Below are 18,237 nucleotides of genomic sequence, written 5' to 3'. Positions count from 1 at the left end.
TGAGGGCTCAGATCTTCGCGCGAGCCGCTGTCGGATAAATTAGAAGCGATCCCGGGGACCAGCATGGCTTACGAAATTGGCGAAGAAGTGTTTGCAACTAAGGCAGAAATAACGACGCGGTGCCAGAAAATTCTGCACGCTAGCTCGTTCGGCGTTGCAGATGACGACGCAGTGTTCCTGTTGGGCCTGTTTCAACACCACGATGAATGGGCCGAGAAGTCACGCGGGGGCGTCGAAGGTGTGCGTGTCTATAAAACGCCGCACGGCACGCCCTGCTTTAATCTTGTGTGCACAGATGGGCGGATCGTCGATATCTCCTTTCCGCACGCAATTAAGTGTTTGCCCAGCAATCGGAACACGAAGCGGCGGCCTCAATGGCTTACGGACTACAAGGCTGCCGCTCGGCAGACGATTCAACCTCAAATCTTCGAGTTTCGTGATCGTGAGGTGCCGCTCACGGCGGCTTGTCCGGTGACAGGTATGCCTTTGACGGCGATCAACGCGCACGTTGATCACGTCGCTCCGCTGACCTTCGATCAACTCCTACGCGATTTCACTGAGATCAATGGGATTGATCCAAGCGTGGTCCGAGTTGGATCCCACGGTGGGACGATCGCATTTTTTGAAGATCCTGACGTAGCTTCCCGTTGGGCGGCATATCATCGAGAGCACGCGCAACTTCGCGTGATTTCTCAGGCCGGGAATCTAGGTTTACCGAAGCCCCGGGTCGCGTGGGATTTCCAGGAAATTTAGACTAGTGGGCTGCATGACTTGTGCAGGAGCGCTTCATTGCTCGAGGCACGGAAGCGCGCTGACCCATCAGCGCCATACTCCATGCGTAGTGGGTGCGTGTAATCGTCGGGCCCTATTGCCCAGAAGATGGGGATCTGATTAGCGAGCAGGGCCCGCCATTTTTGAGCCGAGTTGAACCGCTTGTCCTTCGTTGATAGCTTCGGATCAGGGCTCGACCGGCTGAAATCCTCAAAGTGTGCCAGCAGTTGGTCAATTTCTCGTTTGCTCTTCTTGACCTCCCCAGCGATGACAACCTGGTCGCCATCGTAGGCCATCAGGTCGAATGCATACCCTTTTGATTGCATGCCCAGGTCTTCAGCGGGCCATCCATAATTGAATTGCAGGCGAGCGACGGCGCCGATCGTAATCACGGGTTCCAGCCAGAGTGTAAGCGGGCGAGGGGTAGTGGCTCTTGTGCCTTCCCAGAACAATTGCTCGTTCGCTTCACTACGCGGTGCTCGGTAACGACCGCCGCCAATGTCCAACACCAGGCCGGCATCTATGGCGCTCAGGAAATGCTTGGCGTCGAACTCTGCGATCGTGATCGATGAGCGAGCGAAGCCTGCGGTGTCGAATCGACGCGCAGCGTCGTTGCAGAACGTCGGGAGCAGCTCGGTATCGATGCGATCCCGAAATCGGTCGATGGCAGTGGCATCGGTCATATGCGGTCGGTTGTCATGTGCTTATCGGGCGGGCGTTATGGGCAAGCATGCGTCGAATTCATGCCATGCGTGTGTGACGTGATGCATTGCAGTGGCGCTGCCTGTGAGTGAGGCCAAGAGCCGGTAGGCGAGGTGCAGGAGCCCGTTACTGCTACGCACTTGCTGCGCCGCTAGTTCGGCGGGATAGCCCCTCGCTCGGCGTTGCAATGGGTGGATCCCGGCATGCACGTAAGAGTTCAAACCGTGCCAGGCGACCGAGTGGAACTGACGGAGCGGTTCAACCAATCCCACCGGCGCCTTTTCGGCAAGGGCCTTCAGCATCACCGTTGCTCCGGGCAATTTTCGGGCTCGCTCGTCGCTCTCTTCGTTCAGTGGTCCGTCCAGAAGCGTTATGGCATCGTCTGCCGCAGCATGCAACGCCCAGGCCCCGCGAACGATGGCTTCGAATTGGAGCCGGAGCAGCGCTGTGGCCGACTGCGGAAGGTCATTCGCGAAGCACTGCCGGGCCGCAGACGCGTGCTCGAGCGACAATACCGCGCTGGCCGCGGCGGCAAGGTGCCGCGGAAGGTTTGTTTGAAGGGGAGGGGCGGAGCCCAGTAGGCCATCGAGCCGCTCATGAAACGCGTCGGAATGCTGGAGGAGGTCAATCATTGGGGCGGGGCCAGCGGAAGTTGGGACCACCATACGGGCAGATTCGGGTCCGTGCCACTCCCTCGATCCGAGGATCGATCCTGGTTGCGCTCCAGACGCCAGAGCGGGACGCGGTGCCCGAGAAGACGTTAGAGTAAGGCATCGCTGGATGACGCCTAGGACGGATCCATGGGGACGGTTCGATCGGAATATCACGGGTTTATGGCGTCGCTGGCGGAGCCGGCGGTGCCGGGCGACGTCCGGCGGGTCGCCCGCATTGTCGGGCGTCATCTCGCGACATTAGCGCGGCTCGGAACGGCTCGTCGCGCTCGATCAGCGCGGTTGGCTCCTCTACTTGTGCAAGAGCTGGACGCGGAGCCGGTCGACTTGCCCGAGCTGGGCGAGGCGGCTGCGGAAGCCCTAGCTTTCCGTCGGCTCCACGAGCTTAAGGTTGGGCCGTTTCGTGGGTTCATGAGTCCAGGGACGTTCGATCTCTCGCGTCCCATCACTTTGGTCTACGGGGCCAACGGCACCGGTAAGAGCAGCCTGTGCGAGGCCATGGAATGGGCCCTATTGGGCAATATCAATGAAGCGGACAGCAAGCGCATCGACCAGCGCACCTACTGCCATAACGCGCGGTTACGTCGTCACGTTCCTCCCGCCCTCGTTGCTCATGACGATCAGGGGCAATCGGTCGAGGTCGAAGCAAGCGAGGAAGCTTTTCGATTTTGCTTCATTGAAAAGAATCGAATCGAGGGCTTTGCGCGAATCGCGGCTCGGACCCCTGGGGACCAGCGGCAATTGATCGCTACCCTGTTCGGCGTGGATCAGTTCAACGACTTCGTCCGCGGGTTCAATCCTGATCTCGATGAAAACCTTAATCTTCAGGGCCGGAAAAACCTGGCTTTGCAGGCCCGACGTGTTGCACTGGCCGCGGCGGAGCAGATCGTTCGGGATTACGATGCCGCACTAGCGGGATGGCAAGAGCAGGAGGCGGCGTTAGCCCCGCGGATCCAGGCAGGTGCCACCTACGACGAAGCATGTGCTTGGCTGATGGGCGCCGATCCGCTACCCGGGCGCCTATCGATTGTCCGAGCCGCGATCGACACGCCTCCTAACGCGTTGCTCGGCATCACGCGCGCTCAATGCGAGGCGCGGCTGGTGAGCGCCTTAGCGGCGGAAGAGTCGCTGAAGCTACTTTCGCAGCAGCTCCAGGCTCGGACCAGCGACGTGTCCTACCGGCAGCTCTATGAAGCCGTGCGTGATCTAGCCGCCGCTAATCAAACCTCCTGCCCGGCGTGCGGCACCGCTATTGATAAGGTGGCGCACGACCCTTACGAGCGCGCGCGCGCGGGTTTGGCGCAGCTTGGCGAGCTGGCCGATTTGCAGCTGCAGGAGGCGGAGCAACGTGAGCTGGTTGCCGAGGAGCATCGATCACTGCACGGCCTGATGCGGCGGGTGCTTCAGGCGGCCCAGCCAGAGCAGGTGGCGGCCCTTCCCCAGCTGCCTGAACGCCCCGAGGGGACCTGGCTGGGGCCGTGGTTGAACGACGCGCGCACCGCGTGGTGTGCATTGTTGGACTGGGCGTCCGGCATCGAACGTGCGGACGCGCAGGCACAACAGGCAGCCGGTGAACGTCCCGGGCTGTTGACGGAGCGCGACACGCTCGAGGAGCTTGAGCGGGAAATTGCGGCCCTTGTCACGCTGCGTAACGAGGGCCTTCGTTGGTTCAACGACGCCAAAGCGTTGATCGATGCTTTCGAGGATGAGAATCGCGAGCTGATTGCGGAGGCTGCCGCAGAGGTGGCGGAAGTCACGTTCCACCAGCGCATCAAAGCCGCCTACGACCCGTTCCTCGTTCAACTGAAAGCCTTTATGGCTCAGCTACCGGGTCAGTTATTGCAGGGGCTCGGACGCCGAGTGCGCGACTTCTATAACGGGTTCAATCGCGACGACCCGCCGGGGGACCTGCTGAGCGAGTTGTGGCTGCCCGTTGCCGAAAACGAAAAGATTGAACTGGAGTTTGTCGGCGAGCCTGGCCTACGTTACGACGCCTTACAGATTCTGAGCGAGGGACACATCCGGTGCCTGGGCTTAGCGATTCTTTTGGCTAAAAACATGGAGCAGGGATGTCCGGTGGTGATCTTCGACGACGCGGTCAACGCCATCGACGACGATCACCGCAATGGCATTTGGCGAACGCTGTTTGAAGACGGCGCACTCGACGGGAAGCAAGTCATTCTGACCTCTCATGGAGAGGAGTTCTTACTGCGCATCCAGCAGGAGTTGGGCGCGCAGCGAGTTAGAGACGAAGTCCGAGTGATCAAGTTCCTTCCTCACTTGGGCGAGCATGAGTTGAGGGTGGACACGGACCCGCCGACAAAAAACTATGTGCTCTTGGCCGAGCAGGCCATCGGGCAAGACGACAAGCGCGATGCCCTCAAGCAGAGTCGACCCGCCCTGGAAAGTCTGACCGATCGGCTATGGAAGTGGCTGGGACGGCACGGTGACGGCCGCATTGACCTGAAAATCTCGGGGCCGGGCGCGCCGTTCGAACTGAACAATAAGTGCGCCAAGCTCAGCAGTGCGCTTCGCGGGTTGGCGGATCGTCCTGGACTCGACGAGGCCCGGGCAGCTCTAGCGACGCTGTTAGGGGTCAATGGCGCTTCGATTGAATGGGGCTACCTTAACGCCGGTGTCCACGACGCCCAGCGCGGCGGCGAGTTCGACCGCGCCACAGTTAGGACCATTGTAGGGGCCGTGGTGCAGCTGGACGCTGCCCTTGACCTGTTGCAAAACCGAGTGCGGAACTAGGCTTGTGAAGCAGCCTTTATCGGCGCAGGCGTGTAATGCGGCCGGGTCGTCAGTTCCGGCGGCGCTGGCCCACATCGATCGTCGCGCGGCGACCATCGTCAATCCATCCGGTGTTTAAGCGAGCCCCCATGCCCTATGAAAGCGTCTTGGATAGTCTTCCTCTGGTCATAGCCGATCTGTTTCGCGCAGGCCGAAACGACGGCGAAGCGTTTGCCGCAGCGCTGAACCGGCGGCTGGATGCGCTCGCCGCGGCACAGGGAAAGAATGCCACCGCAGCGGCACGTATCAAAGGCGGAGCGCTGCTCGAGGACGTCGCATTTCGTGCGCAGTTTAAGTGGCTTAAAAAAGATGACTGGGTGCTCGATATTACGGCCGCTTGCTACGTCCGAAGGTCGCTCAAGGCCCTGCATGCTGGCTTGATCGCGGCCCTGGGTGGGTCTTGGCGCAGTGAGATGAGCACGGGTGGTAAGTTCAATAACGTTTCGCGCCCACCCACATTTTTGTGGCGCTGGGCGTCGGACGAGCTTCCCGGCATCTTGGCAGGCCAAGAAGCGAAGAGGCCTAGAAATCCTCAGCCCATGAACGGCCTGGCAAAACGGCGCGCAGCTGCGACGACAGCGCTGGAGCGATTCTTCAATGAAACGTATCCGTTTATTGCTGATGGGGACGGAGAGCTTCTTGCTGCATTGATTGCGGCAAACGATCTCTCCAAGTCCGAGTTCTTGGCCGCCTGCAAGGGAGCGGGGCTTCGCATCCAGATGTTGTCCGCTGCGCAGGCCGCTCAGATGTCATGGCGCGATTTGGATGCCCGAAAGCCGTGGGCTGATGTCGCCGAGGCCGTCCTCGAGGCGTCACTGGAGAGTGTGCGACACGGCGGATCGCAGAGGCATGCTAGGGATTACGATGCTGTGATGGGCAGCCCTAGAACGGGTCGTTCGAAGCCTGACCGTTTGTGACCCCGCCATAGGATAAAGCCCGCATCTGCGGGTTTTTTTTGCTTTAAGCATTCCGTTGGGGAGGCGCCAAGTGCTTTTCTCATAAAAAAGAGGTTGGGATCACCGTCGAGCCAACTCGCTGATCCTCTGGAGACTCGTCCTCACACCAACACGAGGACGAACTTATGAACAACCAGAGCAACCCTAAGAAGAGGATGGGCTTCTGCCACGAGCGCACCGTCGGCGAGGAAACCTGGCTGACGCCCCGCTTTATCATCAACGCCATCCAGTCGGTGCGGATGCCGGACGTCGACCCCTGCAGCCCCATGACGCGTCCGTGGGACACCGCCACGCGACACTTCAATAAAGTGAAAGATGGGTTTAATCGCTGGTGGAATCCGAAGGATTTCTACTGGGTGAATCCGCCTTACGGTAAGGAATGCGATCAGTGGTTGAACAAGACGGCCGAGCACGGCAACGCATTGGCGCTGATTTTCGCCCGCACGGAGACCCAGATGTTCCACCGGTCAATCTGGGAGCACCCCAACGCCACGGCGGTCCTGTTCTTCAAGGGGCGACTGAAGTTCGCGACGATCGACGGTGAGTCGGTGGGCACCGCTGGAGCGCCCTCTGTGCTGGTGGCGTATGGCGAGGGTGCGAGGGATATGCTGGTGCGCCTTGTTGGCGAGGGCAAGCTTAAGGGTCGGATTATTTTGCTCAATGAAGGCCAGGCGGGCGTTTACCGACTTGGGGTGTCGGCATGAAGCGCCAACGCAAAGGCGGCATCGCAAAAACGAGCAGGGCGGCGGATCCGCCGACGCGGCAGATCAATACAATAATCGCGGACCTACTCAAGGCGGTCACCGGCATCCCAAAGGCCGGTGCGATCCGAAGCAATCGAGACGCCATGGCGTTACTCCTCTGGCGTGCGCTCGAAACTGTCCTCGGCCTTCATCGTATGGTCGTGCGCTCACGGACGGGCAAAGAGCCGGAGTTTTTTCTGAACGTCGCTTGCTGGCAAGCGGCAGGCTGGCCAGTCGCGGGATGACAAAAGCAGGAAGCGTTTGCGGCGAGGGCCGTCACACTGTTTATGCGACTGGTGCAGTAGATGCCATCTGCAGATCTTCTTTGTCAAGTGCATTGCGCACTGCTTGCAAGTCAGGGTGACGAGCTAGGGCAGCATTTTACCCCGCCGGATCTGTGCAACTTAACGGCAGGACTGGCGGTAAAGCACCGGCGAAACTCCCGCTTGAGGGTGATGAGGGCAGCTGGTATGACCCCGCCTGCGGCGCCGGTGGGCTGCTACTCGCGCAGATGGCAGAGGCCCACCGCACGCGCACCGATTCAAATCCGTCCCCATTGAAATGCATCACCGTCGGAGGCGATGACATCGACCCTTTGTGCTGTGCGATGACCACGCCACAAATATTTGCCAACCGGGTGCTGCATGCGCAGCCGATGGAGGGGCTTGAGGTGAATTGCATCAATACGCTGACGCTGACGGGTGTGCGGTTCTTTGAGTGGCACCGTTGCCCACGGGAAGTCAGGGCGTCGGCAGCAGCTCTTTCGCAACTGATGCGTCGGTGGTGACGTATGCACGGCGGCCTGTGCTGCTGAATGACTGGCAGGCCGATGTTTACCGGCTTGCGGTGGCGTTGTGATGCGCCAACTTCTAAGTCGGATCTGCATTTCAAAGGGATCCACGACTGGCTACATGCAGGGGAAGAGATCTCGAGGCGAACGAATGGAGCGTCAAGGGTGCTCACCCAATCTCAAATATCAACTCCTAAAACCTATTTGCTACTACGAAGGATCAACTTATGAACAACTTCTCGAACAACATCTATTGGCTGGACATCTTGAATGGCGTCGTTGGCTTAGATGACGCGAGCCTGCTTGAAACGCTATATGACGAGCGCGATCTTCCATGTGACTTTTTTTGCGAGGAGGGATACCCTGATTCCGTTCTTTCACTGGCTGCCAGGAGAGGAGCGTTTAATTGTCTGTCGCTTGCCATTGAGAAATTCCCGGGAGAGCGAATCCCGAACTGGCCAGGCTTAATCGAAAATATCCTTGGTCACGTCAGCTTTTTGCGAGACTCTGGAACGTTGTCTGATTGTGAAATCGCAAGGTCAGAGGCGGCAATGTATGCGCTATTACCCGACGACGAAGAGCCGACTGGGCGGCTCGCCGTAGAACTGGCCCCTCTTGCTCATCTCTATTCGGAGGGTTTTGTCGAACTCTGTGTGCCCACGAAAGTAGCGCATAACGGCATTATAGTTTTTTTGAAGTCCCTCATCAGCACGTGCGAACAGACACACGAACATGGGATCAGTGAAATACACGAAGACGGAATCGTTGCGGTGCTTGAAGCGTTATACAAAAACGGTGCGGAGCCAGGCGCTTCCGCGTCAGACGGCCCTAATGCATTGCACCTTGCATGCTCTTATGGGCTTTCAAGAATTGCAGCGTGGCTTCTGAATCATGGCGCTGATCACCATTCATTCTTCGTCGACGCAAGCGGAAGGCGACGGACCCCGCTTGGCTGTTTGCGCGGGTCGAACGAAGCAAAGACACGAATCCGAAAGCATTTTTGGGCTTATAGAGAAGCAGACCAATTGAGGAAGTGCTTAAGCGGCGATTTGCGTGCTACCGCATCGCCGTCGTGCGATGCGCATCGCCTATGACGGAAACGATCCAGAGTGTGCTTAGAGGGCTACCGTCGCCCGTTGTGCCCGTGCCTGGTTCACCGCGGCGGCGGTCTTCGCCTGCATCATCTGCGCAATACCCGCGGCGGCGGGGAGCAGTAATACTCGTGTCTGGCTTTTTGAGTAAACGAAACGGTCTGCCTTATCGACACTAAAGCTTTTAAGTAGCGGCTTCGTTGTCACCTGCAGCTCAGCTGCCGCTTGAAGTAGCCGGGGCCGGAACTGGGCGAGCGCCTGCTTCGACCCGCAAAGCGCGTGGAGTTTACTGACGGGGATAGGGATAAATGTGTCGTTGCTTTGGCTTGAAATGAAGTCGTGCAACCATAGCGCCAGTTGCTTACCCGTCAGCTCAAGCTTCCGCGAGAAGTCTGTGAGCACGACTTCGTTTTTTAAGAGGTCGATTGCGCGAGGGTTGACCCGCAAGGTTAGGGGCGCGGAGGGCGACGTTTCGTCGCGATAGACCTCTGTGAGCAGCAAGCCACTGTAGCGGTGACGCGGCGTCTGCAGCTCGAGTCGGGCCGTCTGTAGTTCGACCAGTCGGTCCCACAGCCACCGCCGGGAGCGCGTCGAGGTGTCGCGCCAGCCAATCGCTCGTAGTAAGTCGGCGCTAGTGACCCGAACGTAGTCTTCGTCGGCGCCAGCGGACTTGCCGTCGATCCACAACGAAGCGATGACTTGCCAAAGCAGCGAGTGGGTCTGGTTTAGTCGCGGACCCCAGTAGTGCAAACAGCTCGCGCCGTCGACGCAAAGTTCCTGGCCTTCGACTGGATCTTTAAAGCGATCATTCACGCCGAACAGCGAGCCGCGGACAAACGCGATAGGAAGCCCGGGTTGTGCATGTCGCACACGGGGAACGTTGGACGTCGTCCGAGCGGACGAGGTGTGCGATTTCTGTGCGTGAATATTCGGGGAGAAGGCCATGCTGAAACCCTGCTGATGCAGAAGACCAGTCCCCTGCTCAATTGGTATAAGCGATCCCGAGAAAAGCGCAAGTCCCTTCCGGCCGAATTATTCGTGGGGGTGTATGCCAGATACGTAGAGGGTGGGAGCGAGATATCGAAAGGGTGTATGCGAGATACGTAGGTGGGTGTATGCGAGATACGTGAGGGGGTGTATGCGAGATACGTGAATGCTCTGGAGCCCGCATTCTGACGCCGTTTTTTGGCCCCCAAGACGTAAAGCTTTAGATCTTAAAGCTTAAGAAAGAAAGAGCCGGACGGTAGAGCGCGGCTTCGCCGCACGTCTTCTCTTTTCTGTTTTTAAAAGCAAGAGCGACGGGCAAAAGCCGCAGCCAGGAGCAACAGCCCCGGGGCGCGCGCCAGCGCCCCGGCTCTTTGGGGAGGGGGGAAGAGCAGAGCAGGCTGAGCGTTTGAGCAAGGCGCGGCAGCATCGCTGCCGCCTGGGCCGACGGCCCAATGGGGTGGGGAGGGGTTATGAGAAGAACCGCCGTGCGCGCTTACGGCTGAAGGCGCTCTGCAGTCAACGAAGAATCTACTTCGACTCCTCTTGCGCAGCGCCCGGAGAGTTGTAGTGTTGAAATAAGCGAAGCATAAAACACCCCATCAACGGCATCCTCATGACCACAACTCCTTTCTCGCAAGCGGAACTCGACCGGGCACTTTTTGCCGCGTGCAGCAGTTCAACCGGTGGACCTGCCGTGTTTGCACTGCTGCAGGCCGGGGCGGATCCGAACGCTGAGTTCGACGACGGTGCGGGACCGATGTCTGCGCTGCACCTGGCGAGCCGACATTCTGCGCAGCACGTTCACTTTCTGCTACAGGCTGGCGCGGATGCGCGGCGGCACGAGGCCACGAACCTGGGCCTGTCGTGCAACTCCGTCGTGCGGACGCTCCTCGTCGAGGCTGGCGCCAATGTCAATACGACCGACCACCGGGGCCTCACCGCCCTGATGCTCGCCGCGATGCTTAACCCGTCTGCCGTGCCCGACCTGCTCAAGCACGGGGCGGACGGAAGCTTTGAGAGTCACGATGGCAGGACTGCTGCAGTGCTCTGCCATGAACCGAAAATTAGGGCTCTTCTTGAGAGTCATGCCGAAGCGAAGCGGTCGGCGCAGACGCTTCAGCAGGCGCTCGGGGAAGACCCTACAGCGCGCACAGAACGACCTCGACTGTGATCGCCCCGCTGCAGGCGAACCGCCGGCAGCTTGCCGCATGCGCTTTTCCGATCAAGGGTAGAGGTTCCTCCCACATATTCTGCCCCATGCCCCAACGCGGCTTCACACTCGTCGAAGTTCTGCTGACCCTGTCGGGAGCGACGCTCTTCGCCCTCGGGGTCTGGGCATTAGGCTTCCAAGGCAACGCCGCCCGCGACGCGCTTGCCCTCGTTACGGCCGTGCGTGCCCTGGAGGCCCAGGTGGCCACGCAACAGCAAGGCGCCTATGACTTCAGTGCCTTGTCCGACCCTGCAACCATCGCCGCGCTTCACCCGGCGCCCGCGTTGCAGCAACACGGCAACCACGCGACGCAATGGGGGGCGTGGAGCATCGGACCGATTGCCCGCACGGATGCCGATGGCACAGTGACCCCTGCCGGCGGTTTTTCCATCGCGCTGCAAGCCCTCCCTGGCGCGGTATGCATACGCGTGGCCAGCGCGTTGCGGGAAGGCGCAGTCACTGTGCGCGTGGATGGCCTGGCGGTTGCGGACGTTGGCGCCATAGGGGCTGCCTGCAGCACCGACGGAGGACATGCCGTGGCGGTGGAGGTCATAGACGGCGCGAAGATGGGCCCGGTGACGCCGAGTGCCTGAGCTGCGAGGTGGGGCTGAAGGGGTTGAGAGCATGGGACGCACGCCAGCGCCCCGGCCTTTTGGAGATGAGGTGAGAAGAGCAAGAGCGGTGGGCTAGGAGCAGAGCAAAGGTGCGCCGCTGGGGCCCTGGGCCAGCGGATCAAAGTGCTGGAGAGAAAATGACGGATCACGTCGAGTTGAATATCCCTGGGTGCTGCAGTTGGAAAAATAACTTATAGAGCACGTTGACAGTCATTCGAAAAGTTGTAACGTGAATTTGTAAAAGAAGCAAATACCACCCCATTAAAAAAGGACAACGCACATGAACTACGCACGCTCGACTCTCGAAAATGCAGCACTGAAACTCGGCTATGACCTGTCACCTGCGAGCGACCGAGACCGCATGGCCGCGGCCAGCAATGGCTGTGGCGAGCCGATGCCGCGATGGACCCTTAACCCAGTCGGCAACCAGTGGGCCAGCGACATCATCCGCTGCGAAAATCTCGCTGCCGTCGCCGACGAACTCGATGGGATCGCCATCGCCATCGGCCAACAGGGCTGATGGCATGCTGTTGCGCCACGCCACTTTTCAGGACCTCCAGGCCATAGCCCTGTCTCGAAGATTCTCCCTCACCGGTCAAGAGGAGAAGTGGGCGTTCACCGACCTGGTGACGGGTGGTCGGGACGAAGGAGATGGGCGGTATTCGCTTCTTCGGCACATGGGGCAGCAGTCGATGCCCGCCGTTGCGCAAGACCGGGCAGCATGGTGCCATGCCCAGGGGAAGACCGTCGGTGAGTCCGCGGATCTAATGGGGGTTGCCTACGGCCGCGTGGTGGCGCACTTCAAAGCAGCTGGGCTTCCCGTTCGGCATGCCAAGGGCGGCGCTGAAGCGTGGCGTCGGCAGAACGCGCTTAAGCAGGGAGGCTTGAGCGTCAGCGAGCGCCGGGCGCTGCGCCGGCAGCAGGTGGACGAACTCTACCGCCAGGGCTTGACCGGCTCCGAAATCGCAAAGCGCATGGGTATCCCGGTGGGGATGGTCATCAATGACCGTGGGGCCCTCCGGCCGGCGCCGAAAAGTGAAGAAGTGCAACGGAACGAAGTGGCTGAACTTCTTCGCCAGAGAGCCAGCGCGCCCGACGTCGCTGCGCGCCTCGGCCTGTCACAGCGCCATGTTCGCGACGCAGCCAAGTTCCTGGGTCTGCCCATTTTCCACGCGTCGTTCGAGCGCCGGCAGCAGCTGGCCCGTTTGATCGATGCAGGGTGCACGAGCCTTGGGAGGTTGGCGGAGCAGCTAGGGCGGACACCCGAAGAAGTGAAACGGGACGCCAAAGCATTGGGGGTATCGCTTCCGGGCATTTGAAGCGCAGCGTGGTAGGGGTGCACCGCGCCTTGCATCAAACATCCGCCGCCACGGCAGCCTGGCTGCAGGCACAAGAAATAAGTCGCAGATCACGTTGACAGCTGTCTATAACGCGGTAACGTGAATGTGCAGCAGAAGCAATAAACACCCCAACAACAATAGGAAAGCGTATGAACATTCAAACACGCGTCATCAACGATCCAAGCACCCTCGTCTCGATGGGCCTCAACCCTGGTCTCGTCGCCAATTACCTCGACGTATCGGCCGAGCCGACCGGATTCACGAAAGAAAGCAGCTTAGGTTGGGGCACGGAATGGTGCGCGAACCACACTGCCAAGTCGGCCATCACCGGCGAACAAATCGAGGTTGACGGATTAGTTTTCACGGTCGACGGCTCCGCAGGCGGATACAAGAAGCTCAGCAAAGAGTGGAAAAAAGCTCGCGAGGGAGCCGAATGACTGAAATTGACATGTCCGCCACCGCACGGTGGCTTCTAGGCAACGCAAAAGTCACCCCAGAATTTGACTATGCGGCTATAGCACGTCAGGCTTTGCGCCCAGCCACCGCAGAGCCCGATGTGCCCGCCAAAACCCAATACCTCAAAGTCACGGTCTCGGGTGACCTCTATGTGCGCCTGACCGCTGCAGCGACACGCTTCGCTTCTCGGAACGCGGCGGTGTCGGTCTTTGTGCGCCGGGGGCTAGCCCGTGGAGTGAAAGGCTTGGCTGCGCCCAGGGGTGTGACCGATGGCGGAGTGGTGCTGATGGTGCCATTGGCGGTTGCAGAGCGGACGACGCTCCAGAACTGGGCGGCAGAGCTGCAGTGGACGCTGACCGATGTCATTCGCGCTTTGCTGGAACGAGAGCTGCGCACCGCGGGCTGAAGAATACGTCTGGATTCTCCGGCCGCTTACGCGCCCGGCCCATTCGGGAGGGAGAGAAAGCAAGCCAAGTCCCGCCCCCGAGCGGTGAAGCACGGCGGCAGTGCCGCCGTTTAAGCCAATGGCTAAAGGGCAGATCCTTGCGCTGGGTCCTCCGGTCACCGCATTTGCGCGGGGACTACTGCGCTTATCTCAGCGATTTTCGCGGCGACCACGGTCATTGAATCCTCAGCAGTATCGAGGCCGCTCCGGGAAGCCAGCAAGGGGCTGACGTTACGAAGCTCTGAATAGGTCGTGTTGTGCACGATGGGAATGAGCTGGTTGCCGGCGAGAAGCGCCGAAAGTTCCTTGTCCGCGACACCTCCCGTCGGGAGGCGGGCCAAGAGCGCAGGGGTCACCAGGACGAGTCCGATTCGCGAATTCGCAAGACCTTTGTCGATGGCCCGCATCATTGGAACGCCAAGACCCAGGTCTGTCTCGCTGAACCAGACTTTTACGCCCGCTGCTACAAGCAATCCATGTAACTCTTTTGCAGCGCCGTCCCGGTCATCCCAAGCGTGGCAGAGGAAGACGTCACGAAGGTCCGGTTGCTCTGCCGCTCGCTTCTCGACTGTTTCCCGGATGGGCGTCAGTGACATGACCTGGGCGGGCGTGTAGGCAAGTGATGAACCTGCTTTCGACCAGCGCGGCCTCGCACCTCCCCCGGAACCGCTGCTGGCGCTGCGGCTGCCGCCGGTGCTCCCCGACGGATACGCTGGCGGCGAGTAAGAGCCTCCTCCACCGTAGCTAGCGTAACCCCGAGTGCGGTAACGACATGCGGGACACTCGGCAGCTGCGGCTGCCGAGCTATGTCCTCTTACTGGTGCCGTGCATCGCGCCATTTCATATTCCTTTGATGGATACACATTCAGAGCAGGTCAGTGAGCAAGCGACCTGGCCACTTGGTCCAAAGCGATCAGTTGAATCAGACGGCAACCTTCGGCTCCACATCATTTTGCGCCAAATCGTGCGTGTCTGCGACGGCATTTACCGTGACAATTTATGGGTGCAGAAGCGCCGCGAGCCACCGAACTGGGCCCAGGCTTTCAGATTGGGGGCACAGCCAGCCTGTCATCGTGGCGAAGCACGGCAGCACCGCTGCCGCCTGCGCCAACGGCCCAATGGGATGAAGAAGTGAAAGAAAAGCCCCGCGTTCGCTTACCGCTGCAGGCGCTCTGCAGTCACGAGAAATCTGCTTCGACCCCCCTTGCGCGGCTCTCGAGATCGCTTACTGTGGTTATGGGGAAGCAAAAAACACCCCAATATCTCAACCGCAAAAGGAATCTGCCATGACCCACAAAGTTGAACGTGACGTGCTGAAGGCTTTCCAAGCCGACCCCGACGCGCTGGTTAACGCCCTTCAGGCCCTCGTAACGCATGCACGCCGAGCAGCTCGCATCGAACATCCAGCAGGCAGCTCTGACCGCGGTGGCCGCTGGTATCCGTCCGACGACGAGGACTGCGGCGTGACCCGCACCGCCCGGTCACCGAGCCGCGCCTGGCCTCACTCTTACAACCAGGCGTGCCGTTCCCTCGCTCACTGCGAAGCCCTTTACGACGCCGACCATCAGCTCACCCTCTTGCTTCGCCGCTACTATCGCATCGCCCGACTCGAACCGAAGACCTTTGGCCACCGGGAAGAAGCCTTCGAGGCGTTAAAGGTGGTGCTCGCCGCGGTCGAGGCAGACCGCCGGGCAGCGGCCGGCGCCGGGGCTTCGCGTCAAAAACCCAAGCCTAAGCGTTCGGTGCGGGCAGAGGAGAACGCCCGCGAGGTAAAGCACCCGGAGGCGCAGCCGTGAGTCGCCCCGTCACTCGTCTTTTTGCCCTGTGCGCGCTGTCGGCCGTTGCCTTCGGCGCCAGCGGGACTACCGTCACCGGCACACTGCTCATCAGCGCAACGGTGGTGGACAGCTGCAGTATCGCGACCCAACCCTTGAGCTTTGCCGACTATCGATCTGACGGTGCTGCAGCTTCAGCAACTGCCCATGCGGGCATCATCTCTTTGACCTGCACCAAAGGCACTCCAGTCATGGTCTACCTCGACAGCGTTCCGCAGTTACACAGCCCGAGTGGCACGACGCTCGCCTACACCTTGGCGTCGCCGACCGGCCGGGCGTGGAACAGCACGAGTGGCGTCGGAGCGGTAGGGCAGGGCAGGACGCCGGTGACGCTGAAGGTGGTCGGGAGCATCCCCGCGGGGCAGAGGGCGGGAAGCGGCACTTATCGCGGCGAGCAGCTGGTGCGCGTCGTTTACTGAGGGCGCTGCAGGCACGCAAAATAGTTTCCAGAACACGTTGACATCCGCCCCCGACGCGTTAACGTGATCATGTAGAAGCATAAACCACCCCAATAGAAACTAAGCAGGTAAATCGCCATGACGGTCACAACCCCACTCAAGACCCCACGCTATTCCGACGACCAGGCCCGTGCGTTCTTGACAGCACAACGCGCGCAGCTGACCGATGCCCAGCGCTGGGAGCTGGACACGAGCCCGCGCTTTCATACGAGCTGGAGCTACATGCTCCATGACAACCGCGTCTCTGAGCTTCAGCTGCGCGCCAAGGACATGGTCCGCTACCTGGCCCACTTGGAGACCGACGGATGCGGCGTGAGCGAGGCCGAGGTTGCCGCGATTTACCAGCGCCTGGGTGCGCACCGCGGGGTGCGCCATGACCACTAATGCGCAACGCTACGCGCTTCACCTTGCCGTGGCACAGGCGGACCTTTCGACGGTCGCCGCCCTACTTAAGGCAGGAGCGGACCCCAACCGACGGCTTCCGAGCCAGCTGTGGGAGAGGACCGCGCTGCATGTGTGCGTGGCTGCTTACAGCGCGGCGTTGCACACAATGCGCACTCGCGAGGCCCACGCGTTGGAGGTGATTTGCGCCCGGCTATTGGAGGCCGGCGCGGCACTCGATCACCGGGACACGAAGGGACTTATCCCGTCGGCGGTTGCCGACACGATGCCGCGCGCCCTGGCGGTTGCTGTGAGGCAGCGCGCGTTTGACGATGTCGGTTGCTTCGACCCCCACCCTGCCGGCGACAACGATGTGGAATGGCTTATGGACCCTGAGTCGCTGCGGCTCGACCCTTTGTCGGGGGCTCGTTACACAGATCGTTATGCCGCCGCAATAGCGGCGGCGCAAAGCACCTTGCGGCGCCGTGACCTGCTCGAACGGGCACGTGCCCAAGGCGGATGCGGCAAGTTTCGTCGTCAACCCGTGGTGGCCCACCACACGCGCGGCGCAGCAAAACACTCTTTGGACGGAGCAAGCCATGAAGCAATCCAGGCATGAGTCGATGCGCGTAGCGGTCGGTCAGCGCGCCGCCCCACACCGTCGCGCGGTTTGCCGTCGTCGTCGAGCAGCCCATGCGGAGGGCAGCGCTATGGATCTCGCGCCCAAGCGGGCTCTGAAGCGGCTGGATGCGTTGCGGTCGTCGCTCTCGAAAGCGCTCAAAGGTTGCTCTTATGACTGACTATGCGTTTGTGAGCGCCCGGGGCGGCTCCGGCAAAACGACGCTCGCCCTCAACTTTGCCGGTTTGCTCGCGTCGCGCGGGGAGCGAGTGCTCTTAGTCGACGACGACGAGAGCGGTGGGGCGGCCCTTGCCTTTGGTGCGCTCGCCCGCCGAGCGGGGCATGTGCTCCCTTTCGCCATCTTGCCGGCGTTGTCGCGAGGTTTCGAGTCGGTTGTGCATGACTGCTCACCCGGCGTTGTCGGTCGGGCACGTCGCTTACCGGGCGACGTCTTAATCATGCCCACGCTGTGCGACCAAGCCAGCCATGTGTTGCTCTTTCAAGCACTCGAAGATTTGCAGCAAGCCGGCCGCTTGGCGGTGGTCGTTCCGAACCGCGTTCGCTTGGACCGTGCGGACCAGGCGCGGCTGCTGGCGGACCAATTCCCGGGCCAGGCCTACTTTCGCGACCGCGCAGCCCTTGCCCAGGCGCTGTCGGCCGGCACCACCCTGTTTTGTCCGGGCAACAGCAAAAGCCGTTGGGCCGCCGCAGCCCGCGACGAATTTTGCGCGGCGATGGCCCCGGTGCTGTCGGACCCTGCGCCCGAAACCGGCAACGACGTGCCCAAAGCTCCGGTCGCTGCGTAAACTTCCCCCAACTCGATAAATATCTTTCTTATGCCCCCCAAGAAGACCGCACCCCGCAAATCGCCGGCAGAAAAACCAGATATGAAAAGGCTGGCGGATGCTGCGCGCCGGCCGAGGGTGACCGCACCCGCGAAGCCTGCGTTTGACCACTTCGTGAGCGCGAAGCAGCCGGGGCAGAAGACGATTCTTGAATCGCGGCGTCTGCGGGCGCCAAAGGGCGAGTCGCATCACCAGCTGAAGATCGGGGTGCCCGGGGCACTCATCGCGTCAATTCAAGCGCATTCAGAGAATCCGGCGGCCTGGGGCGGTGCGCTCTTGCGGCTGGCAGACTACGCACTTCACGAGCTGGTTGCTAAAGGGAAGACGTTGGAGTCGCTGCCGAACGAATACTCAAGTGCGGTGGCAAAGCCACAGATGAGCGACAGCAAGGCGGCAAGTGCCGTTACGATCAAGCGGAAGGTCGCTATGGCCAAGTGGGCCGTGAAGAGCGGGTCGCGGCCGGGTTGACTCATCGTCTTGCTAGGATTGGTCCTGGACTCAAGAACCTAGACGTTTCTGCAGCTGATTCC

Annotated in this window: 22 protein-coding genes; 18 read left to right on the top strand and 4 right to left on the bottom strand. The window is 60.7% G+C overall.

The window, feature by feature from the left end; translation table 11 throughout:
• Positions 1 to 63 precede the first annotated feature (63 nt).
• Positions 64 to 753, top strand: a complete 690-nt coding sequence (locus tag KPL74_11120) for a DCL family protein (GenBank protein ID QWT22526.1) — start codon at positions 64 to 66, stop codon at positions 751 to 753.
• Here KPL74_11120 and KPL74_11115 read toward each other — a convergent pair.
• Both KPL74_11115 and KPL74_11110 read right to left on the bottom strand, forming a co-directional pair.
• A complete protein-coding gene (locus KPL74_11115; GenBank protein QWT22525.1) occupies positions 750 to 1,454 on the bottom strand; it encodes a hypothetical protein in 705 nt (234 codons plus the stop codon). The two genes, KPL74_11120 and KPL74_11115, sit on opposite strands and share 4 nt — an antisense overlap.
• 21 nt (positions 1,455 to 1,475) lie before the next feature.
• Entirely contained in the window at positions 1,476 to 2,105 is a 630-nt protein-coding gene (locus KPL74_11110) for a hypothetical protein (protein ID QWT22524.1), read from the bottom strand.
• 168 nt (positions 2,106 to 2,273) lie between these two features.
• Here KPL74_11110 and KPL74_11105 point away from each other — a divergent pair, with 168 nt between their 5' ends.
• The 5 genes from KPL74_11105 to KPL74_11085 all read left to right on the top strand — a co-directional run bounded on the left by KPL74_11105 (position 2,274) and on the right by KPL74_11085 (position 8,520).
• Positions 2,274 to 4,898, top strand: a complete 2,625-nt coding sequence (locus tag KPL74_11105) for an AAA family ATPase (GenBank protein ID QWT22523.1) — start codon at positions 2,274 to 2,276, stop codon at positions 4,896 to 4,898.
• 128 nt (positions 4,899 to 5,026) lie between these two features.
• Positions 5,027 to 5,854: a hypothetical protein gene (locus KPL74_11100; protein ID QWT22522.1), complete on the top strand. Its 828-nt coding sequence runs from the start codon at positions 5,027 to 5,029 to the stop codon at positions 5,852 to 5,854.
• Positions 5,855 to 6,048: 194 nt separating this feature from the next.
• Positions 6,049 to 6,597 carry an adenine methyltransferase gene (locus tag KPL74_11095; GenBank protein QWT22605.1) on the top strand — a complete coding sequence of 183 codons (549 nt, stop codon included), beginning with the start codon at positions 6,049 to 6,051 and terminating at the stop codon, positions 6,595 to 6,597.
• Positions 6,594 to 6,881: a hypothetical protein gene (locus KPL74_11090; GenBank protein ID QWT22521.1), complete on the top strand. Its 288-nt coding sequence runs from the start codon at positions 6,594 to 6,596 to the stop codon at positions 6,879 to 6,881. Before KPL74_11095 ends, KPL74_11090 begins: the two co-directional genes overlap by 4 nt.
• A gap of 772 nt (positions 6,882 to 7,653) precedes the next feature.
• Complete coding sequence (locus KPL74_11085; GenBank protein QWT22520.1) at positions 7,654 to 8,520, top strand: ankyrin repeat domain-containing protein; 867 nt, start codon at positions 7,654 to 7,656, stop codon at positions 8,518 to 8,520.
• Between the two features lie 21 nt (positions 8,521 to 8,541).
• Here KPL74_11085 and KPL74_11080 read toward each other — a convergent pair whose 3' ends face one another.
• On the bottom strand, positions 8,542 to 9,462 hold the full coding sequence (locus KPL74_11080) for a hypothetical protein (protein QWT22519.1): 921 nt from the start codon (positions 9,460 to 9,462) through the stop codon (positions 8,542 to 8,544).
• A gap of 655 nt (positions 9,463 to 10,117) precedes the next feature.
• On the opposite strand from KPL74_11080, the gene KPL74_11075 reads away from it, so the two are divergent.
• The 6 genes from KPL74_11075 to KPL74_11050 all read left to right on the top strand — a co-directional run bounded on the left by KPL74_11075 (position 10,118) and on the right by KPL74_11050 (position 13,530).
• Positions 10,118 to 10,675 carry a hypothetical protein gene (locus KPL74_11075; GenBank protein ID QWT22518.1) on the top strand — a complete coding sequence of 186 codons (558 nt, stop codon included), beginning with the start codon at positions 10,118 to 10,120 and terminating at the stop codon, positions 10,673 to 10,675.
• A complete protein-coding gene (locus KPL74_11070; protein QWT22517.1) occupies positions 10,672 to 11,307 on the top strand; it encodes a prepilin-type N-terminal cleavage/methylation domain-containing protein in 636 nt (211 codons plus the stop codon). Before KPL74_11075 ends, KPL74_11070 begins: the two co-directional genes overlap by 4 nt.
• 301 nt (positions 11,308 to 11,608) lie before the next feature.
• Positions 11,609 to 11,848 carry a hypothetical protein gene (locus tag KPL74_11065; GenBank protein QWT22516.1) on the top strand — a complete coding sequence of 80 codons (240 nt, stop codon included), beginning with the start codon at positions 11,609 to 11,611 and terminating at the stop codon, positions 11,846 to 11,848.
• A gap of 4 nt (positions 11,849 to 11,852) precedes the next feature.
• Positions 11,853 to 12,647 (top strand): hypothetical protein, encoded by a 795-nt coding sequence (locus tag KPL74_11060; protein QWT22515.1) that lies wholly within the window; start codon positions 11,853 to 11,855, stop codon positions 12,645 to 12,647.
• 170 nt (positions 12,648 to 12,817) lie between these two features.
• On the top strand, positions 12,818 to 13,105 hold the full coding sequence (locus KPL74_11055; GenBank protein QWT22514.1) for a hypothetical protein: 288 nt from the start codon (positions 12,818 to 12,820) through the stop codon (positions 13,103 to 13,105).
• The gene (locus tag KPL74_11050; protein QWT22513.1) at positions 13,102 to 13,530 is read left to right on the top strand and encodes a hypothetical protein; all 429 of its coding nucleotides are present in this window, start codon (positions 13,102 to 13,104) and stop codon (positions 13,528 to 13,530) included. Before KPL74_11055 ends, KPL74_11050 begins: the two co-directional genes overlap by 4 nt.
• A gap of 155 nt (positions 13,531 to 13,685) precedes the next feature.
• On the opposite strand, the gene KPL74_11045 is transcribed toward KPL74_11050, so the two are convergent.
• Complete coding sequence (locus KPL74_11045) at positions 13,686 to 14,408, bottom strand: toll/interleukin-1 receptor domain-containing protein (GenBank protein ID QWT22512.1); 723 nt, start codon at positions 14,406 to 14,408, stop codon at positions 13,686 to 13,688.
• Positions 14,409 to 14,855: 447 nt separating this feature from the next.
• Between KPL74_11045 and KPL74_11040 the strand changes: the two genes are divergently transcribed.
• The 6 genes from KPL74_11040 to KPL74_11015 all read left to right on the top strand — a co-directional run bounded on the left by KPL74_11040 (position 14,856) and on the right by KPL74_11015 (position 18,175).
• Positions 14,856 to 15,365 carry a hypothetical protein gene (locus KPL74_11040; protein QWT22511.1) on the top strand — a complete coding sequence of 170 codons (510 nt, stop codon included), beginning with the start codon at positions 14,856 to 14,858 and terminating at the stop codon, positions 15,363 to 15,365.
• Positions 15,362 to 15,823, top strand: a complete 462-nt coding sequence (locus KPL74_11035; GenBank protein QWT22510.1) for a spore coat U domain-containing protein — start codon at positions 15,362 to 15,364, stop codon at positions 15,821 to 15,823. Before KPL74_11040 ends, KPL74_11035 begins: the two co-directional genes overlap by 4 nt.
• Before the next feature lie 117 nt (positions 15,824 to 15,940).
• A complete protein-coding gene (locus KPL74_11030; protein QWT22509.1) occupies positions 15,941 to 16,246 on the top strand; it encodes a hypothetical protein in 306 nt (101 codons plus the stop codon).
• Entirely contained in the window at positions 16,236 to 16,862 is a 627-nt protein-coding gene (locus KPL74_11025) for an ankyrin repeat domain-containing protein (protein ID QWT22508.1), read from the top strand. Before KPL74_11030 ends, KPL74_11025 begins: the two co-directional genes overlap by 11 nt.
• A gap of 173 nt (positions 16,863 to 17,035) precedes the next feature.
• The gene (locus KPL74_11020) at positions 17,036 to 17,668 is read left to right on the top strand and encodes an AAA family ATPase (protein ID QWT22507.1); all 633 of its coding nucleotides are present in this window, start codon (positions 17,036 to 17,038) and stop codon (positions 17,666 to 17,668) included.
• 30 nt (positions 17,669 to 17,698) lie between these two features.
• Positions 17,699 to 18,175 carry a hypothetical protein gene (locus KPL74_11015; protein ID QWT22506.1) on the top strand — a complete coding sequence of 159 codons (477 nt, stop codon included), beginning with the start codon at positions 17,699 to 17,701 and terminating at the stop codon, positions 18,173 to 18,175.
• Positions 18,176 to 18,237 lie beyond the last annotated feature (62 nt).

The organism is Bacillus sp. NP157 (assembly GCA_018889975.1).
GTDB lineage: Bacteria > Pseudomonadota > Gammaproteobacteria > Xanthomonadales > Rhodanobacteraceae > Luteibacter.
Note: the sequence above shows the minus strand (reverse complement) of the source record. Positions and strands in the feature narration are given on the sequence as shown.

Excerpts from the sequence above, each read along its gene's own strand:
- KPL74_11120 (QWT22526.1), top strand. The coding sequence starts at position 64 with ATGGCTTACGAAATTGGCGAAGAAGTGTTTGCAACTAAGGCAGAAATA.
- KPL74_11115 (QWT22525.1), bottom strand. The coding sequence starts at position 1,454 with ATGACCGATGCCACTGCCATCGACCGATTTCGGGATCGCATCGATACC.
- KPL74_11110 (QWT22524.1), bottom strand. The coding sequence starts at position 2,105 with ATGATTGACCTCCTCCAGCATTCCGACGCGTTTCATGAGCGGCTCGAT.
- KPL74_11105 (QWT22523.1), top strand. The coding sequence starts at position 2,274 with ATGGGGACGGTTCGATCGGAATATCACGGGTTTATGGCGTCGCTGGCG.
- KPL74_11100 (QWT22522.1), top strand. The coding sequence starts at position 5,027 with ATGCCCTATGAAAGCGTCTTGGATAGTCTTCCTCTGGTCATAGCCGAT.
- KPL74_11095 (QWT22605.1), top strand. The coding sequence starts at position 6,049 with ATGGGCTTCTGCCACGAGCGCACCGTCGGCGAGGAAACCTGGCTGACG.
- KPL74_11090 (QWT22521.1), top strand. The coding sequence starts at position 6,594 with ATGAAGCGCCAACGCAAAGGCGGCATCGCAAAAACGAGCAGGGCGGCG.
- KPL74_11085 (QWT22520.1), top strand. The coding sequence starts at position 7,654 with ATGAACAACTTCTCGAACAACATCTATTGGCTGGACATCTTGAATGGC.
- KPL74_11080 (QWT22519.1), bottom strand. The coding sequence starts at position 9,462 with ATGGCCTTCTCCCCGAATATTCACGCACAGAAATCGCACACCTCGTCC.
- KPL74_11075 (QWT22518.1), top strand. The coding sequence starts at position 10,118 with ATGACCACAACTCCTTTCTCGCAAGCGGAACTCGACCGGGCACTTTTT.
- KPL74_11065 (QWT22516.1), top strand. The coding sequence starts at position 11,609 with ATGAACTACGCACGCTCGACTCTCGAAAATGCAGCACTGAAACTCGGC.
- KPL74_11060 (QWT22515.1), top strand. The coding sequence starts at position 11,853 with ATGCTGTTGCGCCACGCCACTTTTCAGGACCTCCAGGCCATAGCCCTG.
- KPL74_11055 (QWT22514.1), top strand. The coding sequence starts at position 12,818 with ATGAACATTCAAACACGCGTCATCAACGATCCAAGCACCCTCGTCTCG.
- KPL74_11050 (QWT22513.1), top strand. The coding sequence starts at position 13,102 with ATGACTGAAATTGACATGTCCGCCACCGCACGGTGGCTTCTAGGCAAC.
- KPL74_11045 (QWT22512.1), bottom strand. The coding sequence starts at position 14,408 with ATGGCGCGATGCACGGCACCAGTAAGAGGACATAGCTCGGCAGCCGCA.
- KPL74_11040 (QWT22511.1), top strand. The coding sequence starts at position 14,856 with ATGACCCACAAAGTTGAACGTGACGTGCTGAAGGCTTTCCAAGCCGAC.
- KPL74_11030 (QWT22509.1), top strand. The coding sequence starts at position 15,941 with ATGACGGTCACAACCCCACTCAAGACCCCACGCTATTCCGACGACCAG.
- KPL74_11025 (QWT22508.1), top strand. The coding sequence starts at position 16,236 with ATGACCACTAATGCGCAACGCTACGCGCTTCACCTTGCCGTGGCACAG.
- KPL74_11020 (QWT22507.1), top strand. The coding sequence starts at position 17,036 with ATGACTGACTATGCGTTTGTGAGCGCCCGGGGCGGCTCCGGCAAAACG.
- KPL74_11015 (QWT22506.1), top strand. The coding sequence starts at position 17,699 with ATGCCCCCCAAGAAGACCGCACCCCGCAAATCGCCGGCAGAAAAACCA.